At 69.1% G+C, this 14,437-nt stretch carries 15 protein-coding genes and 1 pseudogene; 10 read left to right on the top strand and 6 right to left on the bottom strand.

Annotation, left to right across the window (positions count from 1 at the left end; all coding sequences use genetic code 11):
- Together AB0D14_RS43850 and AB0D14_RS43845 are read left to right on the top strand one after the other, a co-directional pair.
- Positions 1 to 188 (top strand): hypothetical protein (locus tag AB0D14_RS43850; RefSeq protein WP_362790812.1); only part of this gene is annotated, 188 nt, incomplete at its 5' end.
- 37 nt (positions 189 to 225) lie between these two features.
- Positions 226 to 1,377, top strand: coding sequence for a DUF4185 domain-containing protein (locus AB0D14_RS43845; RefSeq protein WP_362790809.1), 1,152 nt, complete (start codon positions 226 to 228; stop codon positions 1,375 to 1,377).
- Positions 1,378 to 1,698: 321 nt separating this feature from the next.
- On the opposite strand, the gene AB0D14_RS43840 is transcribed toward AB0D14_RS43845, so the two are convergent.
- The 3 genes from AB0D14_RS43840 to AB0D14_RS43830 all read right to left on the bottom strand — a co-directional run bounded on the left by AB0D14_RS43840 (position 1,699) and on the right by AB0D14_RS43830 (position 2,936).
- Complete coding sequence (locus AB0D14_RS43840; RefSeq protein ID WP_362790806.1) at positions 1,699 to 2,049, bottom strand: polyprenyl synthetase family protein; 351 nt, start codon at positions 2,047 to 2,049, stop codon at positions 1,699 to 1,701.
- A gap of 263 nt (positions 2,050 to 2,312) precedes the next feature.
- The gene (locus AB0D14_RS43835) at positions 2,313 to 2,519 is read right to left on the bottom strand and encodes a hypothetical protein (protein WP_362790803.1); all 207 of its coding nucleotides are present in this window, start codon (positions 2,517 to 2,519) and stop codon (positions 2,313 to 2,315) included.
- A 219-nt stretch (positions 2,520 to 2,738) separates the two neighbouring features.
- Positions 2,739 to 2,936 (bottom strand): hypothetical protein, encoded by a 198-nt coding sequence (locus AB0D14_RS43830; RefSeq protein ID WP_362790800.1) that lies wholly within the window; start codon positions 2,934 to 2,936, stop codon positions 2,739 to 2,741.
- A gap of 159 nt (positions 2,937 to 3,095) precedes the next feature.
- Between AB0D14_RS43830 and mobF the strand changes: the two genes are divergently transcribed.
- The 5 genes and pseudogenes from mobF (at position 3,096) to AB0D14_RS43805 (ending at position 6,706) form a co-directional block, all read left to right on the top strand.
- Positions 3,096 to 3,929 carry a MobF family relaxase gene (gene mobF / locus AB0D14_RS43825; RefSeq protein ID WP_362790797.1) on the top strand — a complete coding sequence of 278 codons (834 nt, stop codon included), beginning with the start codon at positions 3,096 to 3,098 and terminating at the stop codon, positions 3,927 to 3,929.
- A pseudogene (locus tag AB0D14_RS43820) lies at positions 3,910 to 4,083 on the top strand (relaxase domain-containing protein); the annotation flags it as partial. The gene mobF and the pseudogene AB0D14_RS43820, both read left to right, overlap by 20 nt.
- Positions 4,084 to 4,902: 819 nt before the next feature.
- On the top strand, positions 4,903 to 5,250 hold the full coding sequence (locus tag AB0D14_RS43815; RefSeq protein ID WP_362790815.1) for a hypothetical protein: 348 nt from the start codon (positions 4,903 to 4,905) through the stop codon (positions 5,248 to 5,250).
- A 411-nt stretch (positions 5,251 to 5,661) separates the two neighbouring features.
- Positions 5,662 to 5,997, top strand: coding sequence for a metalloregulator ArsR/SmtB family transcription factor (locus tag AB0D14_RS43810; protein WP_362790795.1), 336 nt, complete (start codon positions 5,662 to 5,664; stop codon positions 5,995 to 5,997).
- A 1-nt stretch (position 5,998) separates the two neighbouring features.
- Positions 5,999 to 6,706: a cation transporter gene (locus AB0D14_RS43805; RefSeq protein ID WP_362790792.1), complete on the top strand. Its 708-nt coding sequence runs from the start codon at positions 5,999 to 6,001 to the stop codon at positions 6,704 to 6,706.
- A 305-nt stretch (positions 6,707 to 7,011) separates the two neighbouring features.
- On the opposite strand, the gene AB0D14_RS43800 is transcribed toward AB0D14_RS43805, so the two are convergent.
- Positions 7,012 to 7,455 carry a hypothetical protein gene (locus tag AB0D14_RS43800; RefSeq protein WP_362790789.1) on the bottom strand — a complete coding sequence of 148 codons (444 nt, stop codon included), beginning with the start codon at positions 7,453 to 7,455 and terminating at the stop codon, positions 7,012 to 7,014.
- A 253-nt stretch (positions 7,456 to 7,708) separates the two neighbouring features.
- Positions 7,709 to 8,716 (bottom strand): sesquiterpene cyclase, encoded by a 1,008-nt coding sequence (locus AB0D14_RS43795; protein WP_362790786.1) that lies wholly within the window; start codon positions 8,714 to 8,716, stop codon positions 7,709 to 7,711.
- An 820-nt stretch (positions 8,717 to 9,536) separates the two neighbouring features.
- Here AB0D14_RS43795 and AB0D14_RS43790 point away from each other — a divergent pair.
- From AB0D14_RS43790 to AB0D14_RS43780, 3 genes are all read left to right on the top strand, one after another.
- Positions 9,537 to 12,056: a DnaB-like helicase C-terminal domain-containing protein gene (locus AB0D14_RS43790; RefSeq protein WP_362790784.1), complete on the top strand. Its 2,520-nt coding sequence runs from the start codon at positions 9,537 to 9,539 to the stop codon at positions 12,054 to 12,056.
- Entirely contained in the window at positions 12,056 to 12,628 is a 573-nt protein-coding gene (locus tag AB0D14_RS43785; RefSeq protein ID WP_362790781.1) for a hypothetical protein, read from the top strand. The genes AB0D14_RS43790 and AB0D14_RS43785 overlap by 1 nt, the downstream gene beginning before the upstream one ends.
- A gap of 346 nt (positions 12,629 to 12,974) precedes the next feature.
- Positions 12,975 to 13,373, top strand: a complete 399-nt coding sequence (locus AB0D14_RS43780; protein ID WP_362790778.1) for a hypothetical protein — start codon at positions 12,975 to 12,977, stop codon at positions 13,371 to 13,373.
- A gap of 470 nt (positions 13,374 to 13,843) precedes the next feature.
- On the opposite strand, the gene AB0D14_RS43775 is transcribed toward AB0D14_RS43780, so the two are convergent.
- Positions 13,844 to 14,233 carry a hypothetical protein gene (locus tag AB0D14_RS43775; RefSeq protein ID WP_362790776.1) on the bottom strand — a complete coding sequence of 130 codons (390 nt, stop codon included), beginning with the start codon at positions 14,231 to 14,233 and terminating at the stop codon, positions 13,844 to 13,846.
- Between the last annotated feature and the right edge of the window lie 204 nt (positions 14,234 to 14,437).

Genomic DNA, 14,437 nt, shown 5'->3' with positions numbered 1-14,437 from the left:
GAAAGCCGTGTGCGGGAGAACCGCATGCACGGATTGAAGTGGCGGGGGCTGGAAACGGAGCGTCATGCGCCGCCGCGCCAGCCCCCGACCCTACCCGTCTCGAAAACCTGCAGGACTGGAACTACGACGGCACCAGCATTCACATGAACGACTCGATCTCGTCCCACCAGTGGACGAATCTGCCCTAGCCACGCCATGCGTCCCGCCCGTGATCAGGGAGTGTTCATGCAAGCCAACGAGAGTGCCGGCACGCCGCGGGCATCGTCCCGTGCACCGTTGAGCCGGTCGGCGTTCCTCCGGGCTACCGCCGGAGCCCTGATCACGGGCGGCTCGCTGCTCGGCGCCCAATCCGCCGCCCGGGCCGCCGGCCCGGGCGGTTCCGGCAGCCCTCGTACGGGGGCGGGCACCGTCCAGGTGACTAAGGTCGGCGATCTCACCGGACCCGGGATCACCACACGGTTTCGCATGGAGGCGACCGACCTCGGTATCCCTGCCCGCTCCCCCGACGGCCGGCTGCTGTTCGTTTTCGGTGACACCTTCGAGGGAGCGAGCGTCGGCGGCGGATGGTGGCGCTCGCCCGTCGCGCTTCACGGAAACACAGCGCACCTCGGCGGAACGGTGACCTGGACCGGTGCGGTGGGCGGGGAACACGCCCAGCAGCTCTGGAACTACGAGCACGACAACCCGGTGTTCTCCACCGTACTGCCGTCCGACGTGATCACCATAGGCAACACCATGTATCTCCACATCATGGTGAACAAGGGCCTTGGCAACGTGGTGTGGACCGAGATCTGGCGGTCGGACGACTCGGGCGCGAGCTGGGCCCACACCGGCGCCAAGTTCCCCTCCGACCTGCACGGCGGAATGTTCCAGCTGCTCACCTGGGGGCTCGGCGATGACGGGTATGTCTACGTGTACTCGACCGGATTCCAGCGGGACAAACCGATCATTCTGCACCGGGTCCGCAGCGACCGGATCACGGATCTGTCCGCCTATCAGCCATGGGGCTGGAGTGGCGGTGTGTGGTCCTGGGGCAACCCCCCGACGCCCGTCCTGGAAGGGAAGTTCGGCGAGCTGTGTCTGCGCCCGCTGGACGGCAAGTGGATCCTGACCTGGTTCAACGCAGCTGACTACCGGATCGACGGCATCATCATGGACAACCCCACGTCGAACCTCTACACCGCGCCACGGGAGACGCTGATCTGGGGAGGGGCTTGGGGGTCCGAGGACGACTCCCATGTCGCCCAGCTGTACGGCGGTTACATCATCCCCGGCTCAAAGCTCGATGATCTCCACCTGTCAGTGAGCCAGTGGAACACCGAGGCCGGATGGCCGTATCGCGTCATGCAGTTCCGTGTTCAGGCGTTCGGAGGCTGACGCGCCAGGACGAAGCGGTTCCAGACGGTCTCCGGGGCCCCGAAACCCGGACGCACATCCCGCCGCTGGCTGTCGGTAATGAACCCGTCAGACCCTTCCCTCGAACTGCTGCCGCAGCCAATCCGGGTACGGCCGGACCTGCCTCTCGACAGAAACAGCTCAGTCAAGTCCCGCTTGTCATCCGTGAGTTCCACACGCGCCACGCTGAACTTCTACCAGCACGGGCCCGCGTCCTGCACCTTGCTCAGGACTGGAGACAAGCCCTAGTCGAGCCTGTATGACCTGGGGCCTGTATGGCTAATCAGCCGCTCAAGGCGCACATCACCGAGACCGTGAGCCTTCCCGTCGGGCACCGGAGGCGGCGAACTGCCGGTGGGCGGTGGGACGGTCGTGCCGGGCCTCGGAGCGGTCGATGACATCGTCATGGAGCAGCGCGAACGTGTGGAACAGCTCGGTGCCGGCTGCGTCCTGCAGCACCGCGGCCGTGAGCGGCGCGCCGCTCACGGCGTACCAGCCGGTGCACATATAGAGAGGGCGCACGCGTTTGCCCCGCGCACCAAGAAAGTCCCGCAACACGCGCAACGGATCGCTGAGGCACGCACCGTAAGGACCGCGCTCCTTAGCGTCGATGAAGCGATCCAAGGCGTCATTCACTGCCTGCCGAACCCCCATCAGGTCGCGAGCCTCGGGGGGGCACGGTCGTGGGGCGGGGAACAGCGTGATGGAGCATGAAGGTCCTCGGCGGTGTAGGCGGCGCAGACCACATCAGGCAGCGTGCGGTCATTTCGGTGCACGCTCCGCTAACGACTGTTGGACACCGATGTTTCGTGAGCCCGGCAGGAGTCCCCGTCCTCTGCGTCCTGAGGGCACCTCTCCCTGTCGCAGCCTGGAAGCCAACGGTTCGGGCAGCCTGTGAACCCGCACGGAATATGCGTCTACACAGCGATCCGCGTCGGATTCCATCTGAGGACCGTCCGAGAATCTGCGAACTTGAGCGCTTCGCGGAGGCCGGCGCGGAAGCGTCCGTCGGCGCGTAGGTCGTGGACGAAGGCGCTGACGGCCCGGCGGAACCGGCGGCGCTGTTCGTGGGTGAGGCGGTCCAGATCGGTGGTGAAGCGGGGCAGGGCCTCATAGGTGGGCACGGCGAACTCCTCCAGGACGCACGAAGCCCCCGGCCGGTCGGCCGGGGGCGGTGGTGGCTGGTCGTGTTGAAGGGCGTCGGTGACGCGGTGCGCTCAGCTGTGGTGGGTTGTCGGGGGTGCGGTGTGTTGGTGTGCGCTCAATGACGGTGGGGAGGGTCGGTGGACGTTTTCGTGGCGGGTGGTGCTCGCGTGGTCGGCGCGCAGCATTCGCACGGCGGGTCAGCTCTCGTAGAGGAGGCGCATCGCGTCGTAGAACTCCTGGGGGCGGGCGGCCTCGCAGATGTCGCAGTGGTACCGGTGGAAGTCGGTGCGGGCCGGGTGGTCCTGCTGGGCGGAGCGGCTGCTGCTGCGGAACTCGGGTCGCATCGGTCGCGAGCACAGCGGGCACGGGTCTGCGTAGATCAGTTCGTTCAACATGCGGCGGACTGTGCACACGTCGGCGGCTTACCGTCTCGGGCTGCCGTGACGGTCCGCCTGGCGGGCGCCACGGTAAAGATCTGGTGATGGCCTCCCGCCCGGCGGGAAGCGCCCCCGTTCACGCTTTTGTGCAGTTCATGGGCGGTGTTCTATGGCCCGATGCTCAGCGCGAAGAAGATCGGCCCGGGTGGGTGGCGGTACTACTTCCGCAGCGTGATGGTCGGCGACGGCCGCCGCCCTGCGGGCAAGCCGCTGCGCGCCGCGCAGGACGAAGCCGGTGTTCCGCCCGGCGTCTGGAAGGGGCGGGGACTTGCCGCGGTCGGCCTGGCGGCCGGGGACGTGGTGAGCGAGCGGCAGGCTGAGCTGCTCCTGGGTGAGGGCCGGCACCCGGACGCCGACCGGATCGAGCGCGAGCACCTGGCGGAGGGCAAGAGCCCGGCGAAGGCCCGGCGGGCGACCGTGCTGGGCAGGCCCATCGAGCACAACCAGTCGCCGGAGACCGAGGACGCCAAGGAGCGCTCGCCGTGGCTGGCCCTGGACTTGGTGTTCCGGGCGCCGTCGACCGCGCAGATCTCGTGGGCGCTCATGGATGACGAGCACCGCCTGGTGCTGGAGCTGTGCCAGGACATCGCCCGGGACAAGGCGCTGGCGTGGCTGGAGGATGCGGTCGCACAGATCCGCTGGGGGAGCGGCGGCAAGCACCGCAAGCCGGTGAAGGACGGTCTGATCGTCGCGGTGTTCCGGCACTACGAGTCGAGAGCCGGGCAGCCCCTGCTCCATGACCACGGCCTGGTGTCGATCCGCGCCCGGCGGCCGGACGGGAAGTGGGGCAACCTGTCGGCGGACTCGATGCTGGAGAACGTCGTCGCCGCGGGCACTCTCTACTCCTTGTTCTTCATGGAGGAGGTAGGTGTCCGCGCGGCTCGGATGGGCGTGGGAGCCGCGCGAGGTGACGCCCGGCCGCCGGCCCGTCATGGAGGTCGCGGGCATTGATCAGCGGCTCATCGGCTGGCAGTCCACCCGCCGCCAGCAGATCGAGGACGCGCTGGCCGTCTTCACCACTGACTACGAAGAGGAGCACGGGCATGCGCCGGGGGAGCAGGCCGCCTATGCGCTGGGCGGGAAGGCCGCCGACCGGACACGACCGCCGAAGCCCGAGACGCCGCGGTCGCTGACCAAGCTGCGCGACGACTGGAGGAAGTCGGCGATCCGGGCGTACGGCGTCGACGTCGTCTCCCGGCTCGCCGTGCGGGCGAGGGCGGCGGCCGCGGCGGTGTGGGCCCGGGTGCGGCCGGTGGTCGACATCGCCCTGGCGTCGGTGGACACCGTCGCCGTGGTGTACGTCATGCGCGGTGCGTTCAAACGACGGCACCTGCTCGCCGAAGCCCGCCGCCACCTCGCCTACGTCCTGCGCGGCCGACCCCACCAGGCGGGCCTGGACGAACGGATCGTGCAAGCGGTCGTCGACGACTACACCCGCCCGGTCGGCCGCCGGATGATGACCGCCGACCTGCGCGCCCTGTACCCGAGCGACACCGAGGACCAGGCCGTGCTGCGCCCGCTGACCCGTAAGCGCACCGCGGCCCCGTACGAGCGGGCCCGCCTCGCCGCCGGCGCCCTGGCCGCCCGGGTCCGCGCCGCGCGGCGTGCGGAGCGCCTGGGCTCCCGTCGCCTGCCGTACGCCGTCGCTGTGTCCGCCGCCTCGAGGTCGCACCCGCGGCCGTTCCGCACGGACCGGAAGGACGGCCGCCTCCTGGAGGCGGAGACCGGCGTGGCCACGGTGGAGCAGACCCGCCAGACCATGGAGGCCGCCGCCGCGAAGGTGGCCGCCACCGTCCAGGACAGCAAGCGAGCGCGCTCTCGCCCACGGGCCCCGACCGCAGCCCGCCCCGGCGACGACCCCGCAGCAGCACACCCAACAGCCCGGCACCCAGCACACCCCGGGCCGAAGTTCAGGAGGAGTCGCATGAGCACCCCGGAAGAACTGCCCAACCCCGACGACGCACTCGCCCGCGCCCGTGCGGCCCGCGCGGAGATGGCCGCCGCGCTCGACGAGGACCAGGAGCCCGAGCTCGACGAGGACCTGGGGTGGCAGCCGGTCTGGAAGCGGCCCCGGAAGTTCAAGTCGAAGGCGGACAAGAGGAAGGAGCTGCGCAAGCAGCGGGAGCGGCTCCGGGACGCAGGGAGGCGCCGTTTCGCCGCCGGGCAGTCGCGCCGGCCCCGCTCCCGGCAGAGCCGGATCGGCAACGCGGCCGCGCGCCGCGATGCCCGTGCCCTGTCCCGGGTGCGGCACTCCAACGCCTGGCTGTGGTGAGGATGCCGGACATCGTCCACCGGGTGGAGCCCGCGATGTTCTGCATCCCATGGCGATGCAGAACATCGGGTGGAGTCCACTCCGGGCTCCACCCGATGGCCTCCACTCAGTGGCCTCCACTGAGTGGGCTCCACCGTGGTGCGCACCGGATGACGATGGACGCCACCCTGATGCGCACTGCGACGTCTGCCACCGCACCCGGTGCGCACCATCCGACGATGTCCGGTGCGCCGTACCCGATGTCCCGCACCGCACCGGTGCGCGCACCGCCGGCCCACCCCTTGTCCCGGTTCCAGCGGGCGCGCATCGCTCCTAGATTGTGCATAGCCGGTCAGTGACCGCTGAGCTTGCGCGACTGCCGTCCAACGGCCCACGATTTCCTGAATTCAGGATTCTTTGTATTGTCGAGGGGTGCTGACCATCGCCCCGGAGGTCGAAGTGCTCGCGCGCTTCGGCCGTGCTCTCGCTGACCCCATCCGCTGCCAACTGCTGCTGGCCCTGCGGGATGCCCCCGCTTATCCGTCCGACCTCGCCGACAAGATCGGCGTCTCGCGGACCCGGCTGTCGAACCACCTGGCCTGCCTGCGTGACTGCGGCCTGGTCGTCGCGGTCCCGGACGGCCGCCGCACCCGTTACGAGCTTGCCGACCCCCGGCTCGGACATGCGCTGGATGACCTCCGTACCGCGGTCGTCGCCGTCGAGACCGATAGGAACTGCGTCGACGCCGAGACGAAGGGCTGCTGCTGAGATGACCGCGATATCCCTCGGGCCGTCTCAGGCCCGGCGTGACGCGCTGACCAAGCGAATACGACTGCTGGTCGCCGCGACGATCACCTACAACGTGATCGAGGCGATCGTCGCCATCACCGCCGGCACCATCGCTTCCTCCTCCGCGCTGATCGGCTTCGGCTTCGATTCCGTCATCGAGGTCTCCTCAGCCGCCGCAGTCGCCTGGCAGTTCTCCGCGGCCGACCACGACGTCCGCGAAGCCCGCGAGAAGCGCACCCTGCGGATCATCGCCGTCTCCTTCTTCGCCCTCGCCACCTACGTCACCATCGACGCCATCCGGGCCCTGACCGGCACTGGTGAAGCCGAGCACTCCACCCCCGGCATCGTTCTGGCCGCCCTGTCGCTGGCGGTCATGCCGTTCCTGTCCGCCGCCCAGCGCAAGGCAGGACGCGAACTCGGCTCCGCAACCGCCGTCGCCGACTCCAAGCAGACCCTGCTCTGCACCTACCTCTCCGCCATCCTCCTGGTCGGACTCCTCGCCAACAGCCTCTTCGGCTGGTCGTGGGCCGACCCGATCGCCGCCCTCGTCATCGCCGCCGTCGCCGTGAAGGAAGGGCGCGACGCCTGGCGCGGAGACGCATGCTGCGGTCCCATCCCCACCGCCAGCACGACGGCCGCTACGGAGGCCGACGCCTGCGGCTGCAAGCCCGGCTGCACCTGCTGCTGAGACTCAAGAGCGGAGCGGTCAACGGTCACGTTCAAACAGCGGCCACAACCTAGACCCGGTTCGCTACCCAGCACGTTTCCCCCTGTCAGACCAGGTGCGGACTTCGAGTCAGGTCGCGGTCTATAGGAGACCGCCCGGCCGTGGCACCCGCCCGGCGCGCTGCGGCGGGGCCGGTGGTGCGCGCACCGCGATGGGTGGTGCGGTGCGCCGGTGCACGCACCACCGACGCCGTCACCGCACCTGGTGCGCACCGGGTGCGCGCGGTGCGGTGCGGTGCGCGCACCACCGGCATCGGATGGTGCGCACTACACGACGGTGAAGCGCACCAGGTGCGCTTCCATCGCCTGCTTCATCCCGGCGGCCTCCAGCTGGCGCAGGACGTCGGCGACGTCGCCCCGGTCCTCGGTGAGGATGTTCTCGGTGAAGCGGGTGATGGCGTCGGCGATGCCCCGTGCACTGGCCAGGCACACACTGTGGCAGAGGAGCTCCAGCAGCAGTCGCCCGAGTGCCGCGGCGAGGAAGGAGTGCGCGCACGGCTCCCCGTCGTGGTCGTCCATGGCGGTGATGGGGATGAAGACGCGCGCGGCGACGTCCAGGAGCAGCCGGTGCAGCTCCGGGCCCGTGTCGTCGGCGACCGCGCAGGCGGTGTTCATGTCCCCGGCCTGCAACGCCCGGAGGTAGGCGAAGGCGTCGGCGACGTCGTCCGGCTGCATCGGGGCGAGCGGCACGGTGACGGTGTTCTCGGGCATGACAGCTCCTCAACGATGGGCCGCCCCGCTGATCGCGGAGGCCTCGAAGACACCCTCGAACCGCAGCCCTGTGGACAGAGACCGAGCACCGACGGTGAGCAGCCACGGCCCGGCCCCTCTGTGACGACTACCGATAGTTGGCGCTTCCGATTGGTAATTGGCGGAGGTCGGCCCCGGTCACTGTGAGTTGTGGTCACGCCCCGTGCCCGGAATGGCCTCCGGGCACGAGACAGCCAGGCAATCGGCTCGACCCCTAGCTGAGTACGTGGGTGTCGTTGGCGTCCTGGTCGATGTAGGCGTCGGCGTAGCGTTGGGTGTCGTGTTCAACCCAGTCCTGGTAGCCGCGCATCCAGTTCCGCAGACCGGTGATGAACCCTTGCATCTCTTGGCTGGCGTGGGGTTCGACGGTAAGGGCGAGGCTCTGGAAGGAGGCGATTTCTGAGCGGACGCGGTGGGCGACGAGGTCGACGCTCTGCTGGAGGGGGAGGCCCTGGCGGGTGTAGAGGATGACCATGTTGAGGTACTGGCCGGGCTGATTCATCTCCATCCGTACGCTCTGGATGTCGTTGGACCAGCAGATGACGTTGTTTGTGTGCAAGCACAGCCTCTGGGTGATGGGATCGTTGTACTCGGCAGCCGTGATGGGTCCGGTGTTGGCAGCGTCCAAGAGGGCCAGGCAGGGGTAGGTGCCACTGGTGTGGCGGCGGATCGTCTCGTACTGCGTGATACCGACCGGCTCTGCCTGAAGGTGGTTGAGGATCTGCAGTCCGGCCGTTGAGGCCCACATCCGCATCCCGTGCGCGAACCGCTGGAAATGCTCGTGCGAGAGATGCCCGCGCATCCGCGTGCAGACATCGAGCCAGGCATCCTCACCGAAGACGGGTTCCGCGCCGAGCCGGTGGTGGTCCAGTACATCGATCATGGCGGTCAGGTTCGGCAAGGTGCGCGGGGTGATGGTCTGGACCCGGTCGACGAACAGGTCATCCACGATGAAGAACCAGGTGAAGTAGTCAGCCGCGCTCTGCAGGAACTCCCGGCCAGCCTGCGGGTAGCAGCGGGCCGCCAGCCACCCGTACCGGGTCCGGGCCAGCCGCGCCCGGTACGCGGCGTCGGGCGCGAGCCCGTAGTCCACGGCGAACTTGAGGGTGTCGGCTTCGGCGCTCTCCACGTCGGGATGGATCGCGGCCGGCCAAGGGAAGACGAAACGGGGGATCCGCAGGCTGTCTCCGCCACTGGAGTCGGGGGCTGCTGCTTCCTTCACCGGCGGCGGCTGTGTCGCCGGGCCCTCGCTTGCGGTGTCTGCTGCAAGGATCCCGAAGAGTGCCCTGGGCAGACGTGCGGCGGAAGTTCCCAGCCCCGTCGGTCCGGTAGGCAGCCGGCCAAGAGTCGGGCGCTCCATCAGGGCGGACGACGCACCCCCATCCATCCGCTCCATTGTGCATCGCGTGTCCTGCTGTGCCGGCACGTCCGCCGCTACCGTGTCGTTCCTCATCACAGACAGCTCCGTTGCTCGGTTCCAGGGGAGCAGACTCACGCGGGCCGGCTCCTTGGCACGGCACTTTGGGGTGGCCTGTCCGCCAGTTCATGTGCCTCGGGTCGAGCTATACACAGGAACCCGACTGCCCTCATGCGATGCGCGAAACGACCACCCTCCCGAGGGACAGGAGGGGGACATCGTCGGCTTCAACCGATCTCGGAACGTCGAAGATGCGCGGCGGGGCCGCGAGCGGCAGCCCGGAACCACTCGTACGGGGCAGGGAGAACCCTCTACCGCGGCTCAGGCGTCACGTGTAGCCACCGGCTCATGTCCCCGCCCGCCAAGTAACGATCGACGGATCCGACAACTACGAACCTGAGCTCGGCTTGCGGCCTGTGCCTCCCTCAAGAAGAGCCGCCATTTACCGAATCGGAGTTACCCGGCTGCTCAGCGGCGCCCCAGGAGCCAGCCGCCGCTGAAGCCGTCACCTCACACCGAACCTCCCTCTAATGAGTGAGATTCAAAGAAAAAAATTGTGACTCCGAATGAATTATTGAGTGAATGCATCTATCATAGTGGTGAGTTGATAGATCTGAGAGGGTGGGTGAGTCAGCTGCCGAACGAGGCCGCGATGAACGCGACCGAGGCACGAAACGGTCTCTACGCCCTGGTGAAGCGCGCCGAGGAGGACGGGGTCACGACGCTGATCCATAAGCGGCAGGACCGCGCTCTACTGGCACCGCTGGACCGTCTTCCTGCAGCCCGGAAGACGGAGGCGTTCCCGTCCCACGTGCTGAGTGCGGCGCAGAAGGACTTCGGTGACCTCATCACGATGGCAGCCCAGGGCCAGCCCCAGGTGCTCCTGCGCAACATCACGCCCGTCGCGGTGCTGCTGCCCGCCTCCGGTGTCCTCTCATCCGACACGGCCGCGCACACGGGTGCGGCGCCCGCAGGAGGTGCGGTGAACAGCCCACGCAATCCGGACGACAAAGCGCCGCGCAGGCTCGCCAGGCTGGGCGACGTGATCGGCGCCGTGCTCACTCCCGGTCCGGCCGGAAGCCTCTCGTTCGGGCTGCCCGGCCTGGACGCTGCGACCGGCGGTCTGCCGTCAGGCCGGCTCACCCTGGTCGCGGCACCCCCGAACGTCGGCGGAAGCCTGCTGGGTCTGGCCGCCGCGCGGAAGACCGCGCTCGTCGACAACCACCAGGTCCTGTACGCGGCGTCGGGACCGAACCAGGCGGACATCTTCCGCCGGATCCTCGCCGCGGAGACCGGTGGCGACTACCCGCGCCTGAAGCAGGGACGCCTCACCGAGCACGAGCAGCAGGTTGCCCAGCATCTGGTCCAGGCACCGCTGATGATCGACGACGGCAGCGATCTGACCGCCGAGGCCATCGCGGAGACCGCCCCGTACGTCCAGGGCCTGGCCCTGGTGGTCGTGGACCGGCTCCAGGCCGCCCACAACGCCCGTCTCCCGCTGTCCGGCGACCGTCTCCCGGACGCCTCCCAGGTCCTGGCCTCCCTCGCCCGCACCCTGCACGTACCGGTGCTCGCCATTGTGGACAGCGCCGACCCCGCGCTCCTGGACCTCCTGGACGCCGACGTCCTGGTGACGCTCGCAGCGACCGAGGACCCCTCCCAGGTCCAAGTGACGGTCTCGGAACGGGACTTCGGCGCGATCGGCTCGGCGTACCTGCGCCCCGACCTGCTCCACGCCCGCTTCCTCGACGCCGGCGCCGCCCCCGCCGGTCCGGCGGGGGGCGAAGGACCAGAGCGGAGTCCGGGCAGCGCCGTGGAGCGGGAGCTGGCCGAAGCCGCGCTTCCCTACACGTCCGGCGCCCGGCAGGGGCTGCCGGCCTCTGCCACGCATCTACTGGCCGCGGTGCGCACCGCGCTGGCCGGCGGCGACCAGGAAACTCTTGCGGAACTCGGCCCGTCCCTGGCCGAGGCGGCTGCGGCGCCACTGCAGCTGCCCGACGACGCCGAGGGACGCCGCCTCGCCGCCGCGCTGCACACCTACGCCACCGCGGCGGCCGAACCCACCGAGCGGCCGGCCGCCGGAACACTCCAGCCCGCCGCGGACAGTGGGCAGCCGGATCAGGCCGACGACGAAGACGCCGGGGAAGACGCCGGGGACGGTCTGGTGCCGGGGGATGAGGAGGACGAGCCGGAGGGAGCGCCCTTCCCCGCTCTGAAGATCCTCAAGGACGCGGTGGGCCGTTCGAAGATGCACCCGGTCCCGGTCATCCGCAAGGAGGACCGCGACAGCGGTCCGTGGCCGCTGATCAGCGAGAACATGGACGGCGAGCCCCGCTGGGTCCACCCCGACGTCACCAGCACCCGCGTCGCCCACATCAACACGAACGGCAAACGCGTCCGGCGCAACCAGCTCGACGTGCCCGACCAGTTCGGCGCGGGCGTGCTGTGCCTGATCGACCGCAACGGCAGCTTCCCCTCCGCCTGTTCGGCTGTCCCCCTCGCCCCGAACAAGCTCCTGCACACCGGCCCCCTCACCGCCTTCGACAAATCCCAGGCCGGCATCTACCAGATCGACATCCCCCACTGGCCCCGCACCGACATGCCGCACCCGCTGGGCCGGATCGCCGACCGGCCCGACGACCAGGGCCGCGTATGGGTCACCACCCCCCACATCAAGCAGCTCGAACGCCTCGTACGCGACGGCCACCTCCCGGCCATGCCGGCCATCCACGACTCATGGACCGGCAAGGCCAACGAGTCGCTCTTCAAACCGTTCTACGCCGCCGCCCGCCAGGCACGCCTCGACCTCATCCAGAGAGGCGGCGAACCGTACAAGAACTACAAGACCCGGCTGTCGATCGCGCTGCGCCTGCTGTGGCCCAAACGCCCCTCCCAGCGCTCCCCGTTCTGGCGGCCCGACTGGCGCATGAGCATGGTCGCCGAAGCCTCCGTACGGCACTGGACCGTCGCCTTCAAAGCCGTCCAGGACGGCCACACCCTCGTCGCCCTGCGCAACGTCGACGCCGCCGTCTTCTGGACACCCGACACCACACCCCCCGCCACCTACAAAATCGGCACCGGCTTCGGCGAAGTGAAAGCCAAGTTCGTCCAGCCCGGCGACTTCATCCCCGAAGGTGACGACTGATGGCCGGCCCCACAGGGGGCGGCGACTCCCTGGGCGCCGCCCTCAACCAGCTCCTGCGCGCCCAGGTCACCCCCCGCCACCGAATGGCCACCTACAACGCCAAGCACTGGCACGCCCAGCTCAACCAGCTCACCGGCACCCACCGCGGCTACCAGGCACTGGAAGAAGCCGGCCTCGACGTGACGGCCAAGACCCTTCTCAACTGGCTGTCCGACCCCGGGTACACCGTGCGCCGCGGCTACCGCCACCTCATCCACAGCGCCTACGAGAACGTCGCCATCGTCCCCGCCGACCCGATCCCCGACCACATCAGGAAGGGCCAGTACGAGATCAGCGGCTGGGTCACCACCGGCACCGACCGGCGCGAGCGCGGCACACCCGATGCCAATCCCCTGCGCATCGACGGCGAGCGGGGCCACTGGGACGAGATCGAGGAACTCTGGCTCGTCGGTGAGCTCACCGACGACGAGTTCGAGGACCACTTCATCGACGACGTCATCGTGGAGGACATCGGCGAAGGCACCGACGGATGGGCGTTCGACGGAGACAACTACTCCGTCGAACTCAGGTAACACACACCCCATCCGCCCCACCCAAGGCTCGGCCCGCCCACGACCGCCGCCGCCGCCGCCGAAGGACCCTGCCTTGAACCACCGGGTAAACAAGCGAAGTTACCGCTGATCGCCGTCCACACGCAGACCGCGGCGAACGCCCAACTCCGTCTAGCCTCGCTGCGCACCTTTGGGGGAGCGAGCGCCGAGGAGGTGGCGTACCTGGTCGCGGCGATTCAGGCCGGCGCCGTGGAAGCCGCCCAGGGCGAAGCCATCGAACTGGACACCGCATCGGGCGGGCGGGGCGGGCAGTTCGAGGAGGGCTGGCGCGCCACGATCCAGGCCGCCACGAGCAGACCTGCCCACCTTGCCGACCGAACTCTCGGTGCTGGCTGTGACGCTGGATTCACCGTGCCGGGCCGTCACCAGTTTCATCACGACCGTCGAGAGCGTGGACCAGGCACATCTGAGCCGGGTCCTGGCGGTGGCTGAACACGTCTTCCGCAACCTGACCGGCTACAGCCGCGAGAGCCTGGCCGTCGCCCTCCTGTCGGTCAGTGCGGAGGACCAGGCCGGGTATCCGCAGCGGCCGGAAGCCTTCGCGGAGCAGAACCGCGATCGGCTGACAGAGCTGTACCGCACGTACAGGCCGGAGGGAGTTCGCCGATCTGTCTGCCAGTCGAGCAACCGGGCGTTCTATGCCCTTCGAGCGGGCGCCGGTCGGAAATCCTTCCCGTTTTTCATGGCCTGTGGCCTGCGACGATGATGCCCGTTGCGCAGGAGTGTCCGCCACGACTCCTTCCGGGGTGTGATGCACGTCACTCAGGCTTGGCATGGGGTTGACCTGCGTAAATTCCTCGCGGAGGAAGTGGGGTTTCCGGGGGTGGCGTGGTGAGGGTGGTAACGGTCCTTCGAGTGGGAGCGGGTGGGGGTTGATTGTGAGCTCGAAGGTCGGGGCACTGGCTCGTACCGGGTAGAGGTGGACCTGGGCGCGATCGAGGCCGTGGGCGCGCGCCGACTCCGGCGGTGACGGCGATGCCCGTTGCGTGAGACCGCCGACCGCTCCCTCCGTGCGCGGTGCTCCACGTCACGCTCTCCTTCCTTGTTCGGTCTGATCTGAGGAATCCCCTTGCGCGGCAACGGCCTTCGCCGTGCTGTTCGCGGTCACCGACCCTGCCGACCGGCGCCACTGGCTCCTCACCGGCGGCGAGGCGCTCTACGACGGCGCGCAGGACGTCACAGCGCATCTCCTCCCCTGCAGCGGCCCTGACCGTCCGGGTCTCGGCCGGCAGGAGAACGCACAGGCGCATCACGCCGGGGAGCCCCTCCTGCTGGGCCGCGTCCTGGCCTCCCGTTGTCGGCGATGTTGCGGCCCACCCCGTGGTTGGACTCGACCTTGGCGATTCCAGCGAGGACTGGCCAGCGCATGCCCTGGCACTTCGGCACATGCTTCCCGACCTGCTGGACGGCCTTCTTGTAGGCGGCCAGCATCCGTGCCGGGATGTCCGCCGCACTGCCGCCCTCGGCGATCCCGCCGTCATCCTGCGCACCCGCCTTCAACGCGACGTACGAACTGATCGCGTTCCCCACGGGCGCGGCGCAGCACACGGCGGCGAACAGCAGCATTACCACCCCACAGCCCCACTTAGCCACCCGGCCGCCACGGCGCCTCAATCACCATCACCACCGTCGCGGGTGCCGTCCGTACCGTCCGTCGGACGCGCCCGCCCTCACGACCAGGGCGAGCAGGGCGGCTGGCAGGGCTATCAACATCAGGGCGCTCGCCACGGCGGCGATGCGCCGGCAGCGGGACGAGGAGAAAGAGGACGT

It is taken from the genome of Streptomyces sp. NPDC048484 (assembly GCF_040651415.1).
Taxonomy (GTDB): Bacteria; Actinomycetota; Actinomycetes; order Streptomycetales; family Streptomycetaceae; genus Streptomyces.
Note: the sequence above shows the minus strand (reverse complement) of the source record. Positions and strands in the feature narration are given on the sequence as shown.

Excerpts from the sequence above, each read along its gene's own strand:
- AB0D14_RS43845 (WP_362790809.1), top strand. The coding sequence starts at position 226 with ATGCAAGCCAACGAGAGTGCCGGCACGCCGCGGGCATCGTCCCGTGCA.
- AB0D14_RS43840 (WP_362790806.1), bottom strand. The coding sequence starts at position 2,049 with ATGGGGGTTCGGCAGGCAGTGAATGACGCCTTGGATCGCTTCATCGAC.
- AB0D14_RS43830 (WP_362790800.1), bottom strand. The coding sequence starts at position 2,936 with ATGTTGAACGAACTGATCTACGCAGACCCGTGCCCGCTGTGCTCGCGA.
- mobF (WP_362790797.1), top strand. The coding sequence starts at position 3,096 with ATGCTCAGCGCGAAGAAGATCGGCCCGGGTGGGTGGCGGTACTACTTC.
- AB0D14_RS43815 (WP_362790815.1), top strand. The coding sequence starts at position 4,903 with ATGAGCACCCCGGAAGAACTGCCCAACCCCGACGACGCACTCGCCCGC.
- AB0D14_RS43805 (WP_362790792.1), top strand. The coding sequence starts at position 5,999 with ATGACCGCGATATCCCTCGGGCCGTCTCAGGCCCGGCGTGACGCGCTG.
- AB0D14_RS43800 (WP_362790789.1), bottom strand. The coding sequence starts at position 7,455 with ATGCCCGAGAACACCGTCACCGTGCCGCTCGCCCCGATGCAGCCGGAC.
- AB0D14_RS43785 (WP_362790781.1), top strand. The coding sequence starts at position 12,056 with ATGGCCGGCCCCACAGGGGGCGGCGACTCCCTGGGCGCCGCCCTCAAC.
- AB0D14_RS43775 (WP_362790776.1), bottom strand. The coding sequence starts at position 14,233 with ATGCTGCTGTTCGCCGCCGTGTGCTGCGCCGCGCCCGTGGGGAACGCG.